Origin of the sequence: Arthrobacter sp. PL16 (assembly GCF_035985055.1) — a bacterium.
GTDB classification, from domain to species: Bacteria; Actinomycetota; Actinomycetes; order Actinomycetales; family Micrococcaceae; genus Arthrobacter_D; species Arthrobacter_D cheniae.
The window spans coordinates 129,515-152,039 of record NZ_JAXCIC010000007.1 but is presented as its reverse complement, the minus strand read 5'-3'; the positions used below and the strand labels follow the sequence as shown (position 1 = coordinate 152,039).

General features: G+C 67.8%; 19 protein-coding genes. 7 read left to right on the top strand and 12 right to left on the bottom strand.

Annotated features, from left to right (window positions below):
* Positions 1-149 precede the first annotated feature (149 nt).
* On the top strand, positions 150-812 hold the full coding sequence (locus RCH21_RS14270) for a DUF6766 family protein (RefSeq protein WP_326964949.1): 663 nt from the start codon (positions 150-152) through the stop codon (positions 810-812).
* A 74-nt stretch (positions 813-886) separates the two neighbouring features.
* Here RCH21_RS14270 and acs read toward each other — a convergent pair whose 3' ends face one another.
* The 4 genes from acs to RCH21_RS14250 all read right to left on the bottom strand — a co-directional run bounded on the left by acs (position 887) and on the right by RCH21_RS14250 (position 5,621).
* Entirely contained in the window at positions 887-2,821 is a 1,935-nt protein-coding gene (acs, locus tag RCH21_RS14265) for an acetate--CoA ligase (protein WP_326964948.1), read from the bottom strand.
* Complete coding sequence (locus RCH21_RS14260) at positions 2,812-3,675, bottom strand: ABC transporter permease (protein ID WP_326964947.1); 864 nt, start codon at positions 3,673-3,675, stop codon at positions 2,812-2,814. Before RCH21_RS14260 ends, acs begins: the two co-directional genes overlap by 10 nt.
* The gene (locus RCH21_RS14255; protein WP_326964946.1) at positions 3,672-4,709 is read right to left on the bottom strand and encodes an aliphatic sulfonate ABC transporter substrate-binding protein; all 1,038 of its coding nucleotides are present in this window, start codon (positions 4,707-4,709) and stop codon (positions 3,672-3,674) included. The genes RCH21_RS14260 and RCH21_RS14255 overlap by 4 nt, the downstream gene beginning before the upstream one ends.
* 99 nt (positions 4,710-4,808) lie before the next feature.
* On the bottom strand, positions 4,809-5,621 hold the full coding sequence (locus RCH21_RS14250; protein ID WP_120148582.1) for an ABC transporter ATP-binding protein: 813 nt from the start codon (positions 5,619-5,621) through the stop codon (positions 4,809-4,811).
* Between the two features lie 252 nt (positions 5,622-5,873).
* Here RCH21_RS14250 and RCH21_RS14245 point away from each other — a divergent pair, with 252 nt between their 5' ends.
* On the top strand, positions 5,874-6,290 hold the full coding sequence (locus RCH21_RS14245; protein ID WP_326964945.1) for a CoA-binding protein: 417 nt from the start codon (positions 5,874-5,876) through the stop codon (positions 6,288-6,290).
* Between the two features lie 3 nt (positions 6,291-6,293).
* On the opposite strand, the gene RCH21_RS14240 is transcribed toward RCH21_RS14245, so the two are convergent.
* Positions 6,294-7,142 carry a DUF1206 domain-containing protein gene (locus tag RCH21_RS14240; protein ID WP_326964944.1) on the bottom strand — a complete coding sequence of 283 codons (849 nt, stop codon included), beginning with the start codon at positions 7,140-7,142 and terminating at the stop codon, positions 6,294-6,296.
* A gap of 183 nt (positions 7,143-7,325) precedes the next feature.
* Between RCH21_RS14240 and RCH21_RS14235 the strand changes: the two genes are divergently transcribed.
* The gene (locus RCH21_RS14235) at positions 7,326-7,892 is read left to right on the top strand and encodes a DUF1990 family protein (protein ID WP_326964943.1); all 567 of its coding nucleotides are present in this window, start codon (positions 7,326-7,328) and stop codon (positions 7,890-7,892) included.
* 79 nt (positions 7,893-7,971) lie between these two features.
* On the opposite strand, the gene RCH21_RS14230 is transcribed toward RCH21_RS14235, so the two are convergent.
* On the bottom strand, positions 7,972-9,591 hold the full coding sequence (locus RCH21_RS14230) for an amidase family protein (RefSeq protein WP_326964942.1): 1,620 nt from the start codon (positions 9,589-9,591) through the stop codon (positions 7,972-7,974).
* A gap of 241 nt (positions 9,592-9,832) precedes the next feature.
* On the opposite strand from RCH21_RS14230, the gene RCH21_RS14225 reads away from it, so the two are divergent.
* Positions 9,833-10,234: a hypothetical protein gene (locus RCH21_RS14225; protein WP_147394323.1), complete on the top strand. Its 402-nt coding sequence runs from the start codon at positions 9,833-9,835 to the stop codon at positions 10,232-10,234.
* A gap of 8 nt (positions 10,235-10,242) precedes the next feature.
* On the opposite strand, the gene purL is transcribed toward RCH21_RS14225, so the two are convergent.
* From purL to RCH21_RS14200, 5 genes are all read right to left on the bottom strand, one after another.
* Entirely contained in the window at positions 10,243-12,516 is a 2,274-nt protein-coding gene (purL, locus tag RCH21_RS14220) for a phosphoribosylformylglycinamidine synthase subunit PurL (RefSeq protein ID WP_442784717.1), read from the bottom strand.
* Between the two features lie 15 nt (positions 12,517-12,531).
* Complete coding sequence (gene purQ / locus RCH21_RS14215; RefSeq protein ID WP_442784713.1) at positions 12,532-13,320, bottom strand: phosphoribosylformylglycinamidine synthase subunit PurQ; 789 nt, start codon at positions 13,318-13,320, stop codon at positions 12,532-12,534.
* Complete coding sequence (purS, locus tag RCH21_RS14210) at positions 13,317-13,577, bottom strand: phosphoribosylformylglycinamidine synthase subunit PurS (RefSeq protein WP_326964940.1); 261 nt, start codon at positions 13,575-13,577, stop codon at positions 13,317-13,319. Before purS ends, purQ begins: the two co-directional genes overlap by 4 nt.
* Before the next feature lie 209 nt (positions 13,578-13,786).
* On the bottom strand, positions 13,787-14,389 hold the full coding sequence (locus RCH21_RS14205; RefSeq protein WP_326964939.1) for an SSI family serine proteinase inhibitor: 603 nt from the start codon (positions 14,387-14,389) through the stop codon (positions 13,787-13,789).
* Between the two features lie 83 nt (positions 14,390-14,472).
* Positions 14,473-15,357 carry a 3-methyladenine DNA glycosylase gene (locus tag RCH21_RS14200; RefSeq protein WP_326964938.1) on the bottom strand — a complete coding sequence of 295 codons (885 nt, stop codon included), beginning with the start codon at positions 15,355-15,357 and terminating at the stop codon, positions 14,473-14,475.
* Positions 15,358-15,576: 219 nt separating this feature from the next.
* Between RCH21_RS14200 and RCH21_RS14195 the strand changes: the two genes are divergently transcribed.
* A complete protein-coding gene (locus RCH21_RS14195; protein WP_326964937.1) occupies positions 15,577-18,750 on the top strand; it encodes a S8 family peptidase in 3,174 nt (1,057 codons plus the stop codon).
* A gap of 149 nt (positions 18,751-18,899) precedes the next feature.
* On the opposite strand, the gene RCH21_RS14190 is transcribed toward RCH21_RS14195, so the two are convergent.
* Positions 18,900-20,189: an aspartate kinase gene (locus tag RCH21_RS14190; protein WP_326964936.1), complete on the bottom strand. Its 1,290-nt coding sequence runs from the start codon at positions 20,187-20,189 to the stop codon at positions 18,900-18,902.
* 230 nt (positions 20,190-20,419) lie between these two features.
* Here RCH21_RS14190 and RCH21_RS14185 point away from each other — a divergent pair, with 230 nt between their 5' ends.
* Entirely contained in the window at positions 20,420-21,352 is a 933-nt protein-coding gene (locus RCH21_RS14185; protein ID WP_326964935.1) for an ABC transporter ATP-binding protein, read from the top strand.
* Complete coding sequence (locus RCH21_RS14180; protein WP_326964934.1) at positions 21,349-22,485, top strand: ABC transporter permease; 1,137 nt, start codon at positions 21,349-21,351, stop codon at positions 22,483-22,485. The genes RCH21_RS14185 and RCH21_RS14180 overlap by 4 nt, the downstream gene beginning before the upstream one ends.
* The last annotated feature ends 40 nt before the right edge of the window (positions 22,486-22,525 follow it).

Below are 22,525 nucleotides of genomic sequence, written 5' to 3'. Positions count from 1 at the left end.
AAACGGGGTGGTCTCGACCGGTCGGAGGAACGTACGCTTCGGCAGCGATGCAACCGGCAATGACGCAACCATCCCGATTGCCGAGGCACTGCCGCCTTCCTAGCGTTGTAAAAGCGAACAGCGCGCTCGGTGGAAGGACGGGTACCATCATGAAGCTCTGGATCAGGGACCGCGGCCTCCTGCTCGTGAATGCGGCCCTCTTCCTGATTTCCTTCGTCGGTATGGTGATCAGCGGCGTCCTCAACTACAACGAGGAGCAACGTGCCCATGGAGAACCGGGCGCGACCCTCCTCGGTTTCTTCGGTACCGGCGATTTCCTGGAGGCGACGTTCGAGAACTGGGAGTCCGAGTTCCTGCAGATGGGGATGTACGTCGTGCTGACCGCGTACCTGTTCCAACGCGGTTCCTCCGAGTCGAAGCTGCCGGACAAGCACGAACCGCAGGACGACGATCCGCGTACTGCCGCCACGGAACGCGACACCCCCTGGCCCGTGCGCCACGGCGGCCTTCTACTCAGGCTGTACGAGCACTCACTGTCCATCATGTTCTTCGTCCTGTTCGCGGCGTCGTTCCTGCTGCACGCCGTGGGCGGGAGCGAGGCCTACAACGAGGAGCAGGCAAGCCACGGCGCGCCCGGGGTCACAGTGTTCGGGTACATGGCGACGTCGCGGTTCTGGTTCGAATCCTTCCAGAACTGGCAAAGCGAATTCATGGTCATCGCCGTGATGATCGGCGCGTCCGTCTACCTGCGCGAACGTGGGAGTGTGGAATCCAAGCCCGTCCCGATGGCGCGTCGGGACACCGACACGTAATCGTCGCTCCTTCGACCACTACCTGTGCATCATCGATACCGAACGGTGCGCTGACGGGTCGGGACCGCACGGGTTCACGGACGACGGGCGAGGACGTCCTGGATGCCGGGAATGCATCCCTCGTTCTGCAGGGACGTCGTATCACCGAGCTGTGTGCCCTCGTAGAGCTGCGTCAGCAGGCGACGCATGATCTTGCCGGAGCGGGTCTTCGGCACATCCTGCACGACGACGACGGCTGCCGGCCGCGCGATCGCTCCGATCGCCTGCGTGACATGAGCGCGCAGCGTCGAGGCGACGTCGACCTCAGGATCTGCCCCCGATGCCAGCAGGACGAAGGCAGCGATGGCGTGACCCGTCAGCGGGTCCGCGATGGGACATGCGCCGGCCTCCGTCACGAGCGGATGTTCCACGAGGGCCGACTCGATCTCGATCGTGGACAGGCGATGCCCCGACACGTTGATGACATCGTCCACGCGCCCGAGGATCCAGGTGTCTCCGTCGTCGTCGTACCGCGCGCCGTCACCCGCGAGAAACCACCCCTGCGCCGCGAACTTCCGCCAGTACGAGTCGAGGTAGCGCTGCGGATTCCCCCAGACGGTACGGGCCATGGCTGGACCGTGGCGGTCCACGACGATCAGACCCTGCACCCCGGGAGGGACGCCCAGCCCGTCCTCGTCGACGATGCGCGTGCTCAGGCCGGGAAGCGCCCTCGCAGCGCAGCCGGGCTTGAAGGCGGCGTCCGTGGGGCTGGGAGAGAGGACCGTGGCGCCGGTCTCGGACTGCCACCAGGTGTCCACGACGGGAACCTCGTCCCGGCCGAGGTTCCGGCGGAACCAGCGCCATGCCTCCGGATTGACGGCCTCGCCGACCGTGCCGAGCACGCGGATGCTCGAGAGATCGTAGTCCGACGGGACTCCGTCCGGGAACCAGCCCATCAGCGAGCGCACCAGCGTGGGAGCCGTGTAGTAGCTGGTGACGCCGTAGCGCTCGATGATCTCGAAGTGGCGGCCCGCGTGCGGTGTGTTCGGGGTGCCCTCGAAGATGACCTGGGTGGCGCCGTTCGACAACGGTCCGTACAGCTCGTACGTATGTGCCGTGACCCAGGCGAGGTCCGCGGTGCACCAGTGGACGTCACGGTCCCGCCCTGCTACATCCGGGTTGCTGAAGAGGTGCTCGAAGCTCCAGGATGCCTGCGTCAGGTAGCCGCCCGAGGTGTGGACGAGACCCTTCGGCTTCCCCGTGGTTCCCGACGTGTACATGATGAACAGCGGGGTCTCGGCGTCGAACGCCTCCGGCTCGTGGTGCGGGGACGCGGTGTCGACGACGTCGTGCCACCACACGTCGCGGCCCTCGGTCCAGCTGACGTCCGAGCCCGTGCGGCGCACCACCAGGACGTGCTCGATGCTGTTCTCCCCGGATACCGCGGCGTCGGCGTTGTCCTTCACGGGTACCGCGGCGCCGCGGCGGAACTGCCCGTCCGTGGTCACCAGCAGCTTGGCGCCGGTGTCCTCGACGCGGAAGCGCAGCGCCTCCGCCGAGAACCCTCCGAACACGAGGGAGTGCACGGCGCCGATCCGGGCGCAGGCCAGCGTGATGACGACTGTCTCCACGAGCACGGGGAGATAGATGACCACGCGGTCGCCCTGTCCGATTCCGAGGGCGAGCAGCGCGTTCGCCGCGCGTGAGACCTCGTCCCGCAGGTCCGCGTAGGTCACGGTCCGGCGGTCGCCCGGCTCGCCCTCGAAATGGAGCGCCACACGGTCGCCGTTGCCTGCCCGGACATGCCGGTCCACGCAGTTGGCGGCTACGTTCAGCGTGCCTCCCGAGAACCACTCGATGACGGGAACACTGAGCGTCCCATCCGCCTGCAGCTCGGCCTTCTCGAAGGAGTGCAGCGTGTCCCAGTGTGTGTTCCACTCGAGTCGTGCGGCCTGCTCGGCCCAGAACGCGAGGCGGTCGGCCTCGTCCTCGAGCGGAAGCGAAGGCTCCGTCGTCGTCGCTACGCCCACCGCCGCACCGCCCAGCGCTCGGCGATGCCGAGGAGTGCGTCGGTGATCTTGCCGATGACGGCCAGCAGGATGATGGCGAGGATGATGCGGTCCACGCGGCCCGTCTGCTGGGAATCGGTGAGCAGGAAACCCAGCCCCATCGAGGACGCGATGAGTTCGGCCGCTACGAGGAACAGCCAGGACTGGGCCAACGCCAACCGGAGGCCGGAGAAGAGGGCGGGGACGACGGCGGGCAGCTGGACCGTGGTCAGGAGCCGGACGCCGTTCACCCCGAAGGCGCGAGCGGCCTCGACGAGGTTGCGGTCCACATGACGCAGCCCGAGGTAGAGGGTGGTGAACACGGGGAAGAACGCGCCGATGGTGATCAGCGTGACCTTGGAGTCCTCGTTGATGCCGATCCAGAGCACCAGCAGAGGCACCCACGCGAGGGACGGGACGGCGCGGAGGGCGCCGACCGTCGGAGTCAGCAGGACGTCGGCGAGGCGCGAGAGTCCGAGCAGAGCGCCCGCCAGCACCCCGAGCAGGGATCCGATGAGGAACCCGAGGATCACGCGCTGGGTGGAGATGAGGATGTGGGTGGCGAGCTGCCCGCGCTCGATGAGGTCGACGGCGGCCGCGAGTACGGACGCCGGCGAGGGCAGCTGCGACGGCCGGAAGAATCCCGAGGCCGTGCTGAGGTGCCAGGCGAGCAGGATCAGTGCGGGGACGATCAGCCCGAGGAGGATGATCCCCGCACGGCGGCCCGCTGTTCGTCCCGGTCTGGAGCCGCGCGTTGCTGCCGACGCGCTGGTGATCGCCGAGCCCGTCGCCTCGAGCCCCTCCTTGCTGACGGGGGTCGCATACTCGGCACTCATGAGTCGGAGCCGATGGAGGCCGGGTCGGCCTTCTCGACGAGCGAGGGGTCGAAGAGGGATCCGAGGGCGTCGTCGATCTGCTTCTGGGTCTGGACGTCCCCGGTCTCGACGAACACGGGACCGATCTTCTCGAGGACGCTGCGCTGCGCGTCGCCCGGCGCGGGGTCGACGTCGAGGTTAGTGCGGTCGATGATGACGGAGCTGGCGACCGCCGGGTCGATGGCGGCGACCTCTGCGAGGATGGCTGCGGTCTCCTCGGGGTTCTCCTTCGCCCATTCACGCGCCTTCTCGTACGCGTTGACGACAGTCTGCGCGACGTCGGGCTTGTCCGAGAGGAAGTCCTCGGTGGCGTTGAGGAATCCGTAGGTGTTGTAGTCGATGTCGCGGAAGAAGAGCTGCGCGCCGTCCTGCTCGGCGGCGGCCATAATCGGATCCAGTCCGGACCAGGCATCGACGGCGCCGCTGGCCAGTGCTGCTCGGCCGTCGGCATGCTGGAGGTTCTCGATCGTCACCTCCGACTGGTCAACTCCTGCCGCTTCGAGTGCCTGCAGGAGGAAGAAGTAGGGGTCCGTTCCGCGCGTCGCGGCGACCGATCTGCCGCGCAGGTCCTCGACGCTCGTGATGCCGGAGTCCGGCAGGGTCACGAGCGCAGCCCACTCGGGCTGCGAGTAGATGTCGATGGCCTTGATCGGCGAGCCGTTGGAGCGGGCGAGGAGGGCGGCGGAACCGGCAGTGGAGCCGACGTCGATCGCCCCGGCTCGCAGGGCCTCGTTGGCCTTGTTGGACCCGGCGGACTGCACCCAGTTGACGGTGATGTCCTGGTCGGCGAGCTCGTCCTCGAGCCAGCCCTGCTCCTTGATGATGAGGCTCAGAGGATTGTAGGTGGCGAAGTCGATGTTGAGGGTCCCGCCCTGCGTCCCGTCCTCGGATACTGGCTGCGTGTCGGCCGCGTTCTCGCCGGCCAGGCAGCCGCTGAGGCTGAACGAGAGAGCGGTGGCAAGGGCGAGGGTCGGCAGGAAGGCACGGCGGTTCATGGTGGTCCTTTGATGGTTGGTGCGAGAGGGGAAAGACAGGGATGCGCCCGCGGTCCAGGGAGACGCGGTGCGGGGCAGGGCTGAGTGCGGAGGTCCGGGCTAGTGCCCGGTGACGCCGAGCATCGAGAGCAGCGAGCTGCGAAGGGCGCCGAGTTCCGTGGAGTTGCGGTTGCGCGGACGTGCGCCGGGTACGGGGACGAGCTCCGCGACGGTGGAACCGTCCTGCCCGTCGTCGTTCCGCCCGAGCACGAGGATGCGGTCCGCGAGCTGGAGGGCCTCGTCGACGTCGTGTGTGACGAGCAGCACCGTCGTGGGCTGTGCGCTGTGGATGTCCAGGAGGAGGTCCTGCATCTTGATGCGCGTCAGGGCGTCGAGCGCCCCGAACGGCTCGTCGAGCAGCAGCACCCCCGGATTGCGGGCCAGCGCCCGGGCCAGCGATGTGCGCTGGGCCATGCCACCGGACACCTCCCGCGGTCGGTGCTTGGCGAAGGTGTCGAGGCCCACGAGCTTCAGCAGCTCGAGGACCTTCGCCTTGCCGGCGCTCGCACTGGAGGATTTGGGCAGCCCGATCGCCACGTTGGCCTGCAGGGTGTGCCACGGCAGAAGTCGCGGTTCCTGGAAGGCGACGGCGCACCGCTCGTCGATGCCGGCCACCGGGGTGCCGTCGATCAGGACCTCGCCGCTGTCGGGGACGTCCAGCCCGGCGGCGGCGCGCAGGAGGGTGGACTTGCCGCAGCCACTCGTGCCGAGGATGGCCAGGATCTCGCCCGGCTCGACCTGCACGGACACGTCCCTGAGGACGACGCGGCGGTTGTCGGCCGGTCCGAAGCTGCGCCCGAGGCCGGAGAAGTGCACGGCGAGGGCCTGCTTGGAGTGGGACTGGGTAGTGCTGGGTGCCAGAACTGCGGTCATGGTATCTCCATCGGTCCTGGCGGTAGCACCCTACGGACCGAGCCTTCGCCACCGTGTCACGGTGGTTCCCACGGCTCGAACCTTGTTACCGTCCGACGTCAGGGGACGTCGGACGACCAGGGTTGCTGCGGCTTCATCGATCCAGGTCTCTCGGCCGCTCGGGATGGTCACTTCCATGAAACGCCCGCAGCGCTTCGGGAGCAAAATGGAGCGTGTAACAAAGGCTGTAACAATCGGCACCAGGGAGGCACCATGGCACACCGGAACGATCCAGAGGTGATCAGGAGGCTCCTGACCGAGCACGGCAGATGGGCCGTCGTCGGCCTGTCGAACAACCCGCGCAGGGCCGCGGTAGGAGTATCACGGTTCCTGATGCATGCCCTCGGCATGGACGTCGTTCCGGTGAGCCTCAGGGGCGACGACGTGCATGGGCAGAAGGGCTACACCCTGCTCGCGGACATCCCGGGGGACATCGACGTCGTCGACTGCTTCGTCAACTCGTCCCGCGTGGGCGCCGTCGTGGATCAGGCCATCGCCGTCGGCGCGCGCGCCGTCTGGCTGCAGCTGGGGGTCATCGACGAGGACGCCGCCCGCCGGGCCGCTGCTGCAGGACTCGACGTCGTGATGAACGCGTGTCCCGCCATGGAGGCGCCGGCGCTCGGGCTGTGACCGTCACATGCGCTGGTACCTCGAGCGCGCCACCATGAAGACCCCGTAGGCCATGAGGCCCAGGGCCACTGCGCCGAGGAGCCACATTCCGAAGGGCTGGTCGCGGAGGGTCTTCAGCGCGCCGTCGAGCCCGGTGGATTGCTCCGGGTTGTTCGTGACGGTGGCGACGACGACGAGGACCCCGAGGACTCCGAGTGCGAAGCCCTTGGCGATGTAGCCCACGATCCCGAGGGCCGTGACAGCGGTGCCGATCCTGTCCGGGGGCAGCCCCGAGAGTTCTCGCCGGAACCGACGCGTGGCGCCACTGTAGATGAAGTAGCCCCCGATGACGATGATGCCGACACCGATCGCGAGAAGGAGTGCGGCACCCGCCTGGTTGGACATCAGGGAGGCGCTCAGCGAACTCGTGGTGCTGCTGCTGTCGCTCGAACCACCGAGCGCGAACCGGCCGAACGTTGCGCCGATGACGGCGTAGACGACGGCTTGTCCACCACTCTTCAGCCTGAAGGTGAGCTTCTTCCTGTCACGGAGTGCCTTGGCGCCGAAGAAGATCTCGCTGAACTGGAACAGGGCGAGCGCAAGGCAGCCGATAAAGCAGAACCACAGGAGCGCTGTTCCGCCCGTGCTGCTCGCAAGCTGGCCGATGGCACCGCTCTGATCCGCGCTGCCGGCCCCACCTCTCGCCAGTCCGAGCGCTATCAGCCCGATCAGGAAATGCAGGACGCCCGCCGCGACGTAGCCGGCGCGGGCTGCGAGCTCGAAGCCTCTCGAATCAGCAGCATCCTCTGCGGCGTCGGTCGCGGTGTCGGCCGCGCCCCTGTGCCTCCTGTTGGACGCCGTCCCTGATGCCATGATGGTCCTGCTTTCCTGTCGGAACGGTGGGTTGGACGTGCAGATGAATCCGGGCTCTCATCCTCCCACCGGAACCGTTCCATGTCCCGCCGCCGGCTTGCCGGATCCGCTACGTTGGGACGCGGGACGGCGATCGAACCCGGGTAGGGACGCCGCCGGCGAGCACCGATGGAAGAAGGATGCATGGAGCAGTTCACGTACGGGGATCGCGGCGCGACGGACAGGCCGTTCCCGGAGTCCTTCGACGGGAGGTGGCCGCCCGGCTACACCGTGATGGTCGAGTCCCGTGAGATCGCGACGAACGACCCCTCGGCCGCTTTCATCGCTCTGACGGAAGGCATCCTCGCGTGGGAACTTCACCGCGGGGCGGGGCTCACCATGCGGTCCGACGCCAGGCGGGCCGAGCCGGGAGTTGTCGTGGTGGCTGGTTTCGGCGTGGGTCCCGCGCGCATCAAGGCGCCGTGCAGGGTCATCTGGTCGAGGGCTCCACAGCTCGACGGTGCGGGCAGGGCCGTGCCAGGCCAGCGGGGCGGGTTCGGCTACGGGACGCTGCCAGGCCATCCGGTCAAGGGGGAGGAGGGCTTCTACGCGGAGCTGACGGCGGACAACCGGCTGCTGTTCATCTGCTCCGCCTACAGCGTTCCGGCCGGCCTCGCCTTCCGGCTCGTTTCACCCCTGACCCGGCTCACGCAGCGATTCGTCCTCTCGCGGTACGTCAGGGCCGCGCGGGCGTTGGCCACGGCCGGCTGAGAGGAGGCCGTCACCCCTCGGGGCAACGGCCTCCTCCATGCTGTCTGCCGTCGCTACGCCCTGGCAGCGACGGTGCCCGCTACTGCTTGCCCTTGCCCGGCTTGACCTCGGTGGTCGTGCAGGAGGAGTCCCACTCGCTGACCGGCACCACCGATGTGCAGCGGAACAGCGACGGGTTGATGTTCTGGGGTGACTGCCAGGCCTTGGTGGCCTGCTCGAAGTCGTAGGCGAATCCCAGCAGGGACGCTTCACTCCACGCGGTGCCGAGGAAGACGACGCCGGAGGGCCGACGGTTCGCCTCGGAGTATCCCGAAGGGACGATGACCGACGGGTAGCCCGCCCGCGCGCCGACGCCTGTGGTCCCCGAGTTCGACACGATCGCGTCCAGGTCATTGGCGGCGAGGACGGAATCGATCGCTGCCCTGCTCTGGGTGAGTCCCGTGTCCCGTGCCGCCACGTACTGCGCCTGCTGCGCAGGATCGTCGAGGTCGACGGCTTCCGAGTCGGTGAGGAGTGTCTGCCCGAACTTCAGCGCTGCCGGTGCGTTGGCGCTGTTGTAGGTGATGATGTCGCTCAGGGTGTCCATCGGTGCGTTCTCGGGTAGACGCGACAGGTAGGCGTTGAGGTCACGCTCGAATTCGAGGGTGAGGATGCTGGGCGCGGTGCTGCCGCCCACCGTGACGGGCACGAGCGTCGCACCCTGGGCCCGCAGCGCGTCGAGTGACGCCGTGTATACGGGATCGGTGGTGCTCGCTACGAAACCGAGGCGCTTCCCCACGAGCGCGCTGTCGCTCAGGGCCGCCGTGAAGTCGGCGGCGTCGCTCGGGTTGGCAGCCGTCGCGGGGTCCTCGGGGTCGATGCTGGTCATCGCCGTGAGCAGGGCCGCGGCGTCGTACACCGACTTCGTCATGGGTCCGGCGGTGTCCTGTGTGGCGGAGATCGGGATGATGCCGGTCCTGCTGGCGATGCCGACGGTGGGCTTGACGCCCACCAGTGAGTTGGCCCGCGCGGGGCTCAGGATGGACCCGGAGGTCTCCGTGCCGACGGTGAGCGTCGCGAGCCCAGCCGCGCCTGCCGAGCCGGAGCCCGCGCTGGAACCGCTCGGCGTCTGGCTGGCGTCATAGGGGTTCAGCACCTGGCCGCCGAGCGAGCTGTAGCCGGCGGGCATCCCGTTGGTCATGAAGTTCGCGAACTCGGTCAGGTTCGTCTTGCCGATGATGATCGCACCTGCCTTCTTCAGCTCGGTGACCAGAGGGGCGTCCGCCGCGGGGTAGGAGTTGGCGAGGGCCACCGAGCCGGCGGTCGTCGGCATCCCGGCCACGTCGATGTTGTCCTTCACCAGGATGGGCACCCCGTGGAGGGCGCCACGAAGCGTGCCCTTCTTCCGCTCGGCGTCGAGCGCCTTCGCATCCGCCAGCGCGGAGGGGTTGATGGCGCGCACGGCGTTCAAGTGTGGTCCGTTGATGCTCACTGCGGTGATGCGTTCGAGATACGCCTGCACCAGGGCCTCGGAGGTGAAGCTGCGGGACGCCAGCCCCGCCTGTACCTCGGCGACACCGGCGGTGCTGAGGTCGAGGGCGATGGGCTTGGGTGCGGCTACGGCGGGACCGGCGACGACGGCAGCGGCCAGGAGTCCCGTGGCGAGACCGGCGGTGACGCGCCGGGCACGGGGCCGCGACGGCGAGAGGATGAAAGGCATTCGGTGTCCTTTGATGAGGTGATGAGCAGGTCCGACGGAAACGCGGGGGTGGTCGCGCTCCAAGGGACTGTGCCATCCCACCAGCGGTGCGTTTCCTCGCGGCGGCGGCAGCGTTACGCCGCGGTTACGTCATGTCCATGCCTCGTGTCCTCCGGCCGGACCCGGCTCCTGGTGTCGCTCACCGCTGTGACCCTCGTCGGGCGGCAGCTAGGCTTTCGGGGAGCCGATCGAGAGGGGCAGGATGCCACACGGATATTCCGACGAGGACTGGAGCCTGATGATGGAGGCTGCCAGGAACATCATGGTGCACACCGCCCGCAGGCAGGAATGGATCCTCTACTCGGATCTCAACCGTGAAGTGAGCGAGGACGCGGACACAGTGCCCTTCGACTTCTCGCGGGACACCGACCGCGCGGCGCTCGGGACGCTCCTGGCCGACATCGTCAAAGCCGATCTTCTGCACAGCCGATTCATGGTGTCGTCCGTCGTGAAGCTCTCCGCCTCCGATGGCCCCGGTGACGGCTTCTACTCGCTGGCAGAAAATCTGGGACACCTCGAGGCCGGCGCGTCCGAGGACCGGAAGTTCGAGTTCTGGGTCGAGCAGCTGAAGCTGACCCACGACCACTACCGCCGGCGCGTCTGACCGGACTCCTAGCCGAAGTGCTTCGGCAGCGTCCCCTGGTGCGCCTCGCGGAGCTGGTCGATCGGCAGGTTGAAGTACCCCTGCACGTCGAGCGCCTCGTTCTCCGTGTCCACCACGCCGATGCGCATGGTGGGGAAGTTCCGCGCCGTGCACATGTCGTTGAAGCGGACCTCCTCCGAGCGGGGCACGCTCACGACGGCGCGTGCCTGGCTCTCGCTGAACAGGGCCGTGAAGGCGTCGATCCCGTCGCGCTCGCAGACCTCGTCGAGGCCGATCCGGGCACCGACGCCGAAGCGCAGCGCCATCTCGCTCAGGCCGGCGGCGAGCCCGCCCTCCGAGAGGTCGTGGGCGGCGTCGATCATGCCGTCACGCGAGCAGTTGACGAGGATCGCGGCGAGGGTCCTCTCCGCCGTGAGGTCGAGCGCCGGAGGCTTCCCGCCGAGGTGTCCGCGCAGGTTGGCCCACTCCGAGCCGTCCAGTTCGGCCGCCGTCGTCCCCAGCAGGTAGACGGCCTGGCCGTCCTCCCGCCAGCCCGACGGCGTGCGGCGTGCGACGTCGTCGAACACGCCGAGGACACCGACCACCGGCGTGGGGTGGATGGCGACGCCACCGGTCTGGTTGTAGAGGGAGACGTTGCCGCCGGTGACCGGCACGCCGAGTTCCTGGCAGGCATCGGCGAGGCCGCGGACGGTTTCGACGAACTGCCACATGACCTCGGGGTCCTCGGGCGAGCCGAAGTTCAGGCAGTCGGTGACGGCGAGGGGCTCGGCGCCCGACGTCGCCACGTTACGATAGGCCTCGGCGAGGGCCAGGCGCGCCCCTTCGTACGGGTTGAGGTAGGAGTAGCGGCCGTTCGCATCCGTGGAGATGGCGACGCCCAGACCGGTCTCCTCGTCCACGCGGACCACGCCGGCGTCGTCCGGCATGGCGAGCGCCGTATTGCCCTGCACATAACGGTCGAACTGGTCGGTCACCCAGTCCTTCGAGCACATGTTGGGTGAGGCCATCAGTTCGAGGACGGCCTCGCGCAGGTCTGCCGGCTGCTCCGGCCTGAAGGCATCCGCCTGCACGGCGTCGAGCCACTCGGGGCGGTGGTAGGGCCGCTCGTAGACGGGTCCTTCATGGGCGACGGTGCGGGGATCTACGTCGACGATCTTCTCGCCGTCCCACTCGATGATGAGGCGCCCGGTGCCGGTGACCTCGCCGAGCCAGGAGTACTCAACGGCCCACTTGTCCATGATCGCCTCGAACGCCTCGACGTTCGCGGGCGTGACCACGGCCATCATGCGTTCCTGCGACTCCGACATGAGGATCTCCCCCGGAGTCAGCGAAGGGTCGCGCAGCAGGACGTTGGTGAGTTCGACATGCATGCCGCCGTCCCCGTTGGAGGCGAGTTCCGATGTCGCGCACGAGATACCGGCAGCACCGAGGTCCTGGATGCCCTCGACCACAGAGGCCTTGAACAGCTCGAGGCAGCACTCGATCAGGACCTTCTCCGCGAACGGGTCCCCCACCTGGACGGCGGGACGTTTCGACGGTTTCGAGGAATCGAAGGACTCGGAGGCGAGCACGGACGCGCCCCCGATGCCGTCACCTCCGGTGCGGGCGCCGAACAGGACCACCCTGTTGCCGGCGCCGGACGCGTTGGCGAGCCGGATGTCCTCGTGGCGCAGCACGCCGACCGCGAGGGCATTGACCAGCGGATTGCCCTGGTAGACGGAGTCGAAGACCACCTCGCCACCGATGTTCGGCAGGCCGAGTGAGTTCCCGTAACCGCCGATGCCCGCGACGATGCCGTGGACGAGGCGCGCGGTGTCGGGGTGGTCGATCGCGCCGAAGCGCAGCGGATCCATGACGGCGACCGGACGGGCGCCCATCGAGATGATGTCGCGGACAATCCCGCCGACGCCGGTAGCCGCGCCCTGGTACGGCTCCACGAACGATGGGTGGTTGTGGCTCTCCACCTTGAAGGTCACGGCCCAGCCGTCCCCGATGTCGACGACACCTGCGTTCTCACCGATACCCACGAGCAAGTGCTCCTTCATGGCGTCGGTGACCTTCTCACCGAACTGGCGCAGGTGCACCTTAGAGGACTTGTAGGAGCAGTGCTCGCTCCACATCACCGAGTACATGGCCAGCTCTGCCCCGGTGGGCCTGCGGCCCAGGATCTCCTCGACGCGCTTGTACTCGTTCTCCTTGAGCCCCAGTTCGGCCCAGGGGAGCGCCTGCCCCGGGGTGGCCTCGGCGTTCGCGACCGTGTCGATATTGAACTTCTTGGACATTGTCCCTGCAGTCACTTAGCCCACCAGTTTCTTGAGTACCGACGTGAAGATGCCGAGCCCGTCCGTACCGCCGCGGACTCCTACCTCGCCGCGGGCAGAGGAATCGGGGCCGAAGCCCGCCTCCACCGCGTGCTCGGGGTGCGGCATGAGCCCGACGACGTTGCCTGCAATATTCGAGATGCCGGCGATGTCCCGGCGCGAGCCGTTCGGGTTGCCGTCGACGTAGCGGAAGACCACGCGGCCCTCACCCTCGAGTTCGTCGAGCGTGCGGTTGTCGGCGACGAACTGGCCGTCCTGGTTCTTGAGCGGGATGACGAGTTCCTCGTCCTGCGCGTACTCCGACGTCCAGAACGTGCCGGTGTTCTCGACCCGCAGGCGCTGGTCGCGGCAGATGAAGTGCAGGGAGTTGTTCTTGATCATCGAGCCCGGCAGCAGGTGTGCCTCGGTGAGGACCTGGAACCCGTTGCAGATGCCGAGCACGGGAAGGGCGTCCGCACCGCCGGATGCTGCTGCGGTGATCTGCTCCATGAGGGGAGCGAAGCGGGAGATGGCGCCGGCGCGCAGGTAATCGCCGTACGAGAATCCACCGGGGATGATGACGGCGTCGACGTCGTGCAGGTCATGGTCGCCGTGCCAGAGGTGGATGGCGCTGCCGCCGGCGAGGCGCACTGCGCGGACGGCATCGCGGTCGTCGAGCGAGCCGGGGAAGGTCACGACGCCGATCTTCACGCCGTTGAGCGGGCTGTCCTCGTTGTTCGAGGCGACGGGCTGGGGTCCGCCGATGAGCGGGGTCTCGACAGTCACTGCGCGTCCTCCTCGATGACCTCCACGCGGGTGACGTCCTCGATGACCGGGTTGGACAGCAGCGTGGTGGCCGCATGGCGGGCCTGCTCCAGGACCTCCGGGGTGACGTCACCGTCCACGGTCAGTTCGAAGCGCTTCCCCTGGCGGACTCCGGCGAAACCGGTGAGGCCGATCCGGGGGAGTGCACCTGCGATCGCCTTACCCTGCGGGTCGAGGATCTCGGGCTTGGGCATGACGTCGACAACGATCCGGGGCATCCGGCAACTCCTGTGCGTGAGCGGCAAGTGCTGGGGGTTCCAGCCTTAGATGCAGGGGCCCGGAAGTGCCGTCTCACGCCGCGTCTCGATCGACACCGGCGCTCCGCGAGCTTGCGCCACAAGTCTACCGGGAATTCCCCGGGCACCTGTCCGGCTGCTAGCCCGGCGGCGGTGCAGTGACCCGCCCGGGACCACGGGCCGGCCCGGTCCTACTGGCCGCCCGGCGTGCCGAGGATGTCCCGCACCCTGTCCCACCGCGAGATCTCACAGCCGTCCGTGAGGGCGAATGCGGCGAGGACGGACGTGCCGTTCAGGTCACCGGTGATGCTGGCCGTCTGGGGGCCTCCGTACTGCTGCGTGCAGATGACATCCTTGTTCGGCCGCGCGGTGAAGAACCCCGTTCCGAGCCGGGCGAGCGCTGCGCAGGCGGCCTCCGCGTTCGGAAGGGTGGATGCGGGGCCGGGAGCTCCGTCGACGCACTCGAGGATGTACTGGACCGGTTCTGCGGCGGCGTCCTGCTTGACGGAGATGGTCAGCAGGGCGCTGCCGGCCGATGCTGCGGGAGGAGCAGCGGCAGTCGGGACAGGTGTTGGCGACGGTGAGGCCGATGGGCCGTTCGCCGTCGGGGAGGGCGCCGGTGACGGCTCGGGGGTGGAGGACTGCACGGTGGTCTCCTGCTCTGTAGGTTCTGCCGCCGGCCCGCCCTGGGTGCAGGCGGAGAGGGCGAGGGACAGGGCGGCGAGGGGAAGTGCCAGCCGGATGACGGTGCGGGCCGGTGTGCCCGGTCCCGATGTCGGATCGGTGTTGCTCACGGTGTCCCCCTCGGCTGGTTTTCCAGCGTAGCGGCTGGTGGTAGGACAACGAAGGACGACGGCGCTGCGTCCCGGCTCGAGGGTCACACCGACCCGAGGGCACTCTCCACCTGATGGAGGAGCCGGACCCGGAGCGCCTGGGACTCCTCGGCGAAGCCGCGCTGCAGCCGGACGTACTCCGCCTTGCCCGCCGCCGTTTCGATGGCGATGGGCGGGTAACCCCAGGCCTCGAGGTCGTAGGGCGATGCCCTCATGTCCATGATGCGGATGCGCCAGGAGAGCTCGAAGCAGTCCATGATCATCTCGCTCGGCAACAGAGGGGTCAGCTTGTACGCCCACTTGTACAGGTCCATATTCGCGTGGAGGCAGCCCGGCTGCTCGAGGTCCCGCTGCGTCTCGCGGGTCGGCGCGAGTTCATTCAGCGGAGCGGCTTCGGGTGTGTAGAACCGGAAGGCGTCGAAGTGCGTGCAGCGCAGGCGGGCGGACTCGACGACGCCGTCGGTCCCCGCCGCTCCGAGGCGCAGCTCGAGGTACTCGTGGCGCACGCCGTTGACGGACGATCGGTACGCCATGGCCCATTCGTGGAGGCCGAAGCAACCGAACTGGGCGGGTCGCGATGCCGTCCTGCCGAGAATCAGCCGGGCAAAGTCCACGGCCTCCCGTCGCTCCTCGGCGAACCTGGACACGTCCACCCGGACGCCGTCGCCTTCGGCGAGATAGTACTTCCAGCCGGCGCGGGCCTCGGCCCCGGGGCCGGTCAGGACCACGCCTGCCCCGGGATGCCAGCGGAGCAATTGCCCGGGCTTCTGGTTGTAGTAGGTGAACAGGAAATCCTCGACCGGGTGCTTCGCGCCGCGTGACCGCCGGTCCAGGTAGGGCCCGGAGAAGCGCGCGACCCGGTCCTGGTGCTGCCGTTCGCGGTCCTGCCACTCCGCCTCGGGGAGGCGGGTCAGGAGCGCGGCGTGCATTATTCCATTATCACCCCGCCTCCCATTGGTAAATACTCTGGGAAAGTTCTGGAAGCCGTAGCGGCGAGTTGCTGGTCACCCTGTGTTGCCTCGGGTAAGTTTGTGCTCGCCGTGGTGTCTGTGAGCGTCATCACAGGTCGGGAATCCTATCCGGGAGACCACGGCATCGGGGGAACGGTCATGGCCGGCCCGCACTTTCACGAGAGGCACTACCTTCTTATGACACAACGGAGAAAAGCCGGGCGGGAGCGCAGCACCCTGCGCGCTGCCACGGCTATCGTTCTGGGTCTGCCGCTACTGCTGACATCGACGGCTGTGGCACCTGCTGTTTTCGCCGCGCCCGCGCCTGTCACCGCGGTCACGCCCCAGAAAGCGCCGGTCAAGGCGCTGGACCCCGCGCAGTACCCCGACGGCAAGTACATCGTCGTACTCGCCGACAAGCCGCTTGCCACCTACGAGGGCGGCGTGGAGGGAATCGCACCGACCAAGCCGGAGAAGGGCGCGAAGCTCGACGCCGACGCCGAGAACGTCAAGCAGTACTCCGCATTCCTCGAAACCAAGCAGCAGGACATCGCCGCCGAGGGGAACGTCGAGATCAAGCGCACCTACACGGCGGCGCTGAACGGCTTCTCCGCGGACCTGAGCACCGATCAGGCCGTCGAGCTCGCCAAGAGCGACGAGGTCCTTCTCGTCGCGCCGGACGTCGAGAACGCCCCTGACTACTCGAGCATCGATTTCCTCGGCCTCAGCGGCAACAAGGGAACGTGGAAGAGCCAGTTCGGTGGCGAGAAGAACGCCGGAGCAGGCACCGTCGTCGGTGTGATCGATACGGGCTACGCGCCCGACAATCCCTTCCTCTCGGGCAGCCCTGTGAAGCCACTGCCGGGTAATGCTCCTGCCAAGGTCGGCGAGCCCTACCTGGACGACGCGGGCAACATCGCGATGCTCAAGACCGACGGCACGACCTTCGTCGGGGAATGCCAGGTCGGTGAAGGCTTCGACGGCAGCCTCTGCAACTCGAAGGTCCTCTCGGCCCGCTACTTCGCCGATGCCTTCATCGAGACGGTCCCCGAAGGGGATCAGGCTCCCCAGGAAGTGATCTCGCCCGTGGACATCGACAACCACGGCACGCACACCGCAAGCACTGCGGCCGGTAACGCCGGCGTGACCCAGACGGTCGACGGCCGGAACTTCGGCGTCTCCTCCGGTGTCGCTCCGGCCGCAAAGGTCTCGGTCTACAAGATCTGCTGGGAGGACAAGGATCCCGCAACGGGAGGCTGCTACTCCTCCGCTGCGGTCGACGCGATCAACCAGGCCGTCTTGGATGGCGTGGACGTCCTGAACTACTCCATCTCGGGCAGCACGACGACGACGACGGACCCCGTGTCCCTGGCCTTCCTCTCGGCAGCCTCCGCGGGTGTCTTCGTGGCGGTCTCGGCCGGCAACTCCGGCCCCACGGCCAGCACCGTCAACCACGGCGCACCCTGGTTGAGCACGGTCGCCGCGAGCACGTTCAGCTACGAGCTGCAGGGCACGGCCGAATTCTCCGATGGCATCAAGTACCGCGGTGCATCGATCATGCGTACCGGTGTCCCGGCCAGCCCGGTCGTCCTGGCCGTCGGTGCAGCCGCTGCCGCAGCGCCGACGGCGCCTGCTCTGTGCGGACCGAACACCCTGGATCCCGCTAAGGTCGCCGGCAAGATCGTCGTCTGTGACCGTGGCGTCGTCGACCGCGTCGCCAAGAGCACCGAGGTCAAGCGTGCCGGTGGCGTGGGCATGATCCTCGTGAATCTCGTCGACTCGTCGACGGACACCGACCAGCACGCAGTACCCACGGTGCACGTCAATGCTCCCGAGGGCCCCGAGCTCAAGGCCAAGGTCGCAGCCAACCCTGCCCTCACCGTCGCCCTGCTGCCCACGGACACCACGGGCAAGCCGCTTCCGCCCACCCCCCAGGTGGCCGGGTTCTCCTCGCGCGGACCCCTGCTCGCCACGGATTCCGATCTGCTGAAGCCGGACATCACCGCCCCCGGTGTCGCCGTCCTCGCGGGCGTCTCCACCGTCGGGTCCGCCGGTGAACAGTTCGGCTTCCTCTCCGGAACGTCGATGGCCTCGCCGCACGTCGCCGGCCTCGGTGCTCTCGTGCTCGGCAAGAACCCCACCTGGTCGCCTGCCGCCGTGAAGTCCGCGATGATGACCACCGCGTACCCGCTCAAGAAGGCGGACGGCAGCGTCGAGACCGATGTCCTCGCCGTCGGCGCAGGCCACATCAACCCCGCATCGGTGCTCAGCCCGGGCCTGGTCTACGACCAGTCCCCCGATGACTACCTGCGGTTCATCGCCGGCACCGGAGTGGATCTCGGCATCGACGGCATCACCCCCGTCGCGGCCAAGGACACCAACGTGCCGTCCTTCGCGCTCGGTAACCTGATCGGCCGCACCGAGGTCACCCGCACGGTCACCGCGACCACGCCGGGTCTGTACCGAGCAACCGCCAACGTGCCGGGTGTGAAGGTCACGGTCACGCCGTCGATCCTCAACTTCAGCGCAGCCGGCGAGACCCGCACGTTCAAGGTCTCCTTCGAGAACCAGAGCGCCGCCGCCGGCCAGTTCGCCGCCGGATCGCTCACCTGGTCCGGTCAGGGCAAGAAGGTCACCTCGCCGGTGGCCGTCCGCCCGCAGACGCTGAAGGCTCCCGCCGAGGTCAACCTCGCGGGTGGCGCCAACGGCAGCGGTTCCTTCAACGTCACCTCGGGCACCAGTACGCCCATCCAGATGACACTCGACGGTCTGGCCAGGGCTGCGACCACCGCAGTCGAGCTGGTTCCCGGAGACGTCGTCAATGGGAACGACGCGTCGAACGCAGTACAGGACGTCACGGTCCCCGCGGGAACGAAGACCGCCAGGTTCTCGATCCTCGCTGACGACCCGACGTCCGATTTCGACATGTTCGTCATTCCTCCGTCCGGCCCGGCCGTGACGGTGGCGACCGCTGACGCCAGCGAGACGCTGATCCTCGAGAACCCTGCACCGGGTACGTACCGGATCGTCGCGAACCTCTTCAGCAGCACCGACAACGCGCCGACCTCCGGCACCATCGAGGCGGTCCTGTTGAACGGCGCGGCCGGCAATGCGACGCTCACACCGAACCCGTTTGCGCTCGCCAATGGCAGCACGGGCGCGGTGACCCTCAACTGGACCGGGCTCACCGCCGGCACCTACGTCGGTCGCGTGACCTACGCAGGATCACCGACCATCACCTACGTGAGGGTCGTCGTCGACGGCGCGGGAGTCGCCACGGTGGAGCCTTCGGCTGACCCGGCCGCGATCACCCCCGCGGACAAGCTCGTCACGGGTCCTCGCGAGGCGATCACGCCGACCGGGAACAAGTGAGCACGTCCTGATCAGCACAACCTGACCGACTGACGACGAAGGCCGGTGGATCCCCGATCCGCCGGCCTTCGTCGTGTCCGGTGTCGGCCCGGGCAGGGGGTTTCCCCCACCCAGGGCGCCGACCCGTGCCGTGCGGGGCTGCGGAAGGGCTAGCGACCCGTCCCGGCGTAGACGGTGGCCGTGGTGTCGCCGTCGAGCTCGAAGGCCGCGTGCACGGCGCGGACCGCGTCGTCGAGCAGGTCCGCTCCCGTAACCACGGAGATGCGGATCTCCGAGGTGGAGATCATGTCGATGTTCACTCCGGCATCGGAGAGTGCACGGAAGAAGCGGTAGGAGACCCCGGGGTTGGACCGCATGCCTGCACCGATCAGCGAGAGCTTACCGATCTTCTCGTTGTATTCGACGGACTCGAAGCCCACCCGGTCCTGGGCCTCGCCGAGCGCGGCGAGGGCGTCGGCGCCGTCGACGATCGGCAGAGTGAAGGAGATGTCTGTGCGGCCGGACCCGTGCGTGGAGACGTTCTGCACGATCATGTCGATGTTCGTGTTGGCGCCCGCGACGATCCCGAAGATCTCCGCGGCCTTGCCGGGGATGTCCGGAACGCCGACGACAGTCACCTTCGCTTCGGATCGGTCATGCGCTACGCCGGAGATGATGGGCTGTTCCAAGGGTTCTCCCTCTTGAATCTTGATCTGGTCGTCGGGGCTGGGTAACACCCAGGTGCCCTCGTTGTGGCTGAAGGAGGAGCGGACGTGGAGGGGGACGCCGAATCGCCGCGCGTACTCGACGCAGCGCAGATGCAGGATCTTCGCTCCGGACGCAGCCATCTCGAGCATCTCCTCGCTGGAGATCGTGTCGATCTTCTGAGCGGACGGGACCACACGTGGATCAGCGGTGTAGACGCCGTCCACATCGGTGTAGATCTCGCACACGTCGGCATCGAGCGCTGCTGCGAGGGCGACGGCGGTGGTGTCGGAGCCGCCGCGGCCGAGGGTCGTGATGTCATTGCTGTCGCGGCTCATGCCCTGGAACCCGGCGACGATCGCGACGTCGCCCTTCTCGATGGCCGTCCGGATACGGTGCGGCGAGACGTCGATGATGCGCGCCTTGCCGTGGATGGCGTCCGTGATCATGCCGGCCTGGCTGCCCGTGAAGGATTGCGCCGAGGCACCGACCCCGTGGATCGCCATGGCCAGGAGGGCCATCGAGATACGCTCACCGGCGCTGAGGAGCATGTCCATCTCGCGGGCGTTCGACGCCGCAGGGTTCACCTGCGTGGCGAGGTCCAGCAGTTCGTCCGTGCTGTCACCCATGGCCGAGACGACGACGACCACCTGGTGACCGGCGGACTGCGTGTCGACGACGCGCTGCGCCACGCGCTTGATGCCCTCGGCGTCGGCGACGGAGGATCCGCCGAATTTCTGGACTATGAGGCTCATGCACTCGCTCACTGATGAAGGACGACGGCGGTGGGACCTGCCGCGCTGACTGTTTCGTAAGGGGCGGCAGCACCGGCGCCTCGGAAAGGGGACCGGACTCCGATGCCCGTGCCAGTGTAGCGGCGGCTGAATTGCCCACCCAAAGTCTGGGTCCGAATAAGAACGGATCGGTACCCCGATTGTCTCCCTCCCTCCGGTGCTGACAGGGAGTCGTCGCCTACTCTCAGAACATGACCAACGAACATGGGGGAATCGTTGTCGAGGGAGTTGCCCGGAGCTTCGGTTCCGTACAGGCTGTCCGCGACATCGATTTCGAGGCTCCGCCCGGGGAAGTGACCGCACTGATCGGTCCCAACGGCTCCGGCAAAACCACACTGTTGCTGATGCTCGCGAGCCTCCTTGCTCCCGATTCCGGCACTGTCCGCGTCGCCGGGTTCGATCCCGTCACGCAGCCCGCGAAGGTCCGGACCCGGGTGGGCTGGATGCCGGACACGCTCGGCGTCTGGGACTCGCTGACGGTAGTCGAGGTGCTGAACACCGTCGGTGCCCTGTACGGGATGAAGGCCGCGGAGTGCGCCCTGCGAGCGGACGAACTGCTCGTCGCCGTCAATCTCACGGAGTTCGGACAGCAGCCCGCCCGCGTGCTCTCCCGCGGACAGCAGCAGCGGCTCAGCCTGGCCCGCGCGCTCATCCACGATCCCGAGGTGCTGCTGCTGGACGAACCGGCGTCGGGCCTCGATCCCGGATCCCGCGTGGAGCTCAGGTCCCTCCTGCGGACCCTTGCCGCCGAAGGGAAGACCGTCGTCGTATCGAGCCACGTCCTGTCCGAGCTCGACGAGATCGCCGACCGTGCCGTATTCGTCAGCCGCGGGGAGTCGGTCAAGAGCCAGACGCTCGATGAGGCAGGCAACCAGACACGCCGCTACTACGTCCAGGCGCAACCGATGGCAGCGCTCGCCGAAGCGCTGGGAAGGTACGGCGTGCGCTTCGAGGTGCGAGGTGATTCCCGGCGCGAGGAGTTCCTCGTCCAGCTCGGCAGCACCGCGGAAGCCTCGTGGCTGCTCCGCACCCTGGTGATGGGCGACGTCGTCGTCACCGCCTTCGCACCCGCCGGCGGCGCGCTGGAGGAAACCTACATGAGCCTGGATACGGACAGACGATGAGCACCGTGGCTGAACCCTCGACCCCCAACCCCGTGCGGACCACCGCCCACCTGCCCTTCCATACCGCCGTCCGCACCGTCTTCCTGCTCGAGATGAAGCAGCGGCTGCGCGGCAAGGCCTGGTACTGGATGCTCGGCATCTGGTTCGTGGTGATCGGCTTCATCTTCGTGCTCGCCACCGGCGTCATCGGGACGACTGACAACCAAGGCGGGATCCTCTTCGACCTGGTGGTCGGATTCGTGCTGTTCTTCGGTCTGCTCGTCGCTCCCGGGCTTTCCGCCAACGCCGTCAACGGAGACCGTGCAGGCGGGACGCTGGCCATCCTGCAGGTCACCCTCCTGACACCGGGACAGCTTCTTGCCGGCAAGTGGCTGGCCTCGTGGGTCGGCTCCCTCGCATTCCTCCTCCTCAGCAGCCCCTTCATCTTCTGGGCGCTGGCGCTCGGCGGAGTCGACGCGCGGGAGGCTTTGGTCTCGCTCCTCATGCTCGCCGTCGAGCTCGCCGTCGTCTGCGCCATCGGTGTCGGTGTCTCGGCCGTCGCCTACCGACCCCTGTTCTCGATCGTCAGTACCTACATGCTGGTGGCCCTGCTGGCGATCGGCACCCTGATCGTCTACGGCCTGAGCACGCAGCTGGTGATGGAGGAGCGGACCATGACGACGTCGTACTACACGTACCCGGACAGCAGCGTCGACGATATGGGCGTCCCGGACGCGAATGCGGAGCTGGATTGCGTCACCCAGACCAACCTGTCCATGGTTCCCCGCACGGAATACATCACCTGGATCCTCGCCGCCAACCCGTTCGTGGTGGTGGCCGACGCCGTGCCCTACAACCTGGAGGACTACCCCGATCCCGAGGTGCCCCCCGGCGCTTTGACGAACGGGCCGTACTACACCCCCGGTGTCATGGAGACGATCAGCCAGGGTGTACGCGCTTCCCAGGCGGGACCGGACGACAACCAGACCTGCGAGGAGTCCGCACAGCTCATGCAGCCCCTTCCGCAGGGAACTCCGATCTGGCCGCTCGGACTGGTGATCCAGGTCCTCCTCGCGGGAGCGCTTCTCCTCCTCGGGCGGCGCAAGCTGACGATGCCGGCCAAGCGTCTCGCACAGGGCACGCGCATCGCCTAGGACGGCACGGTCCGGCTTGCCGCGCCGAGCCCGGTTGTGC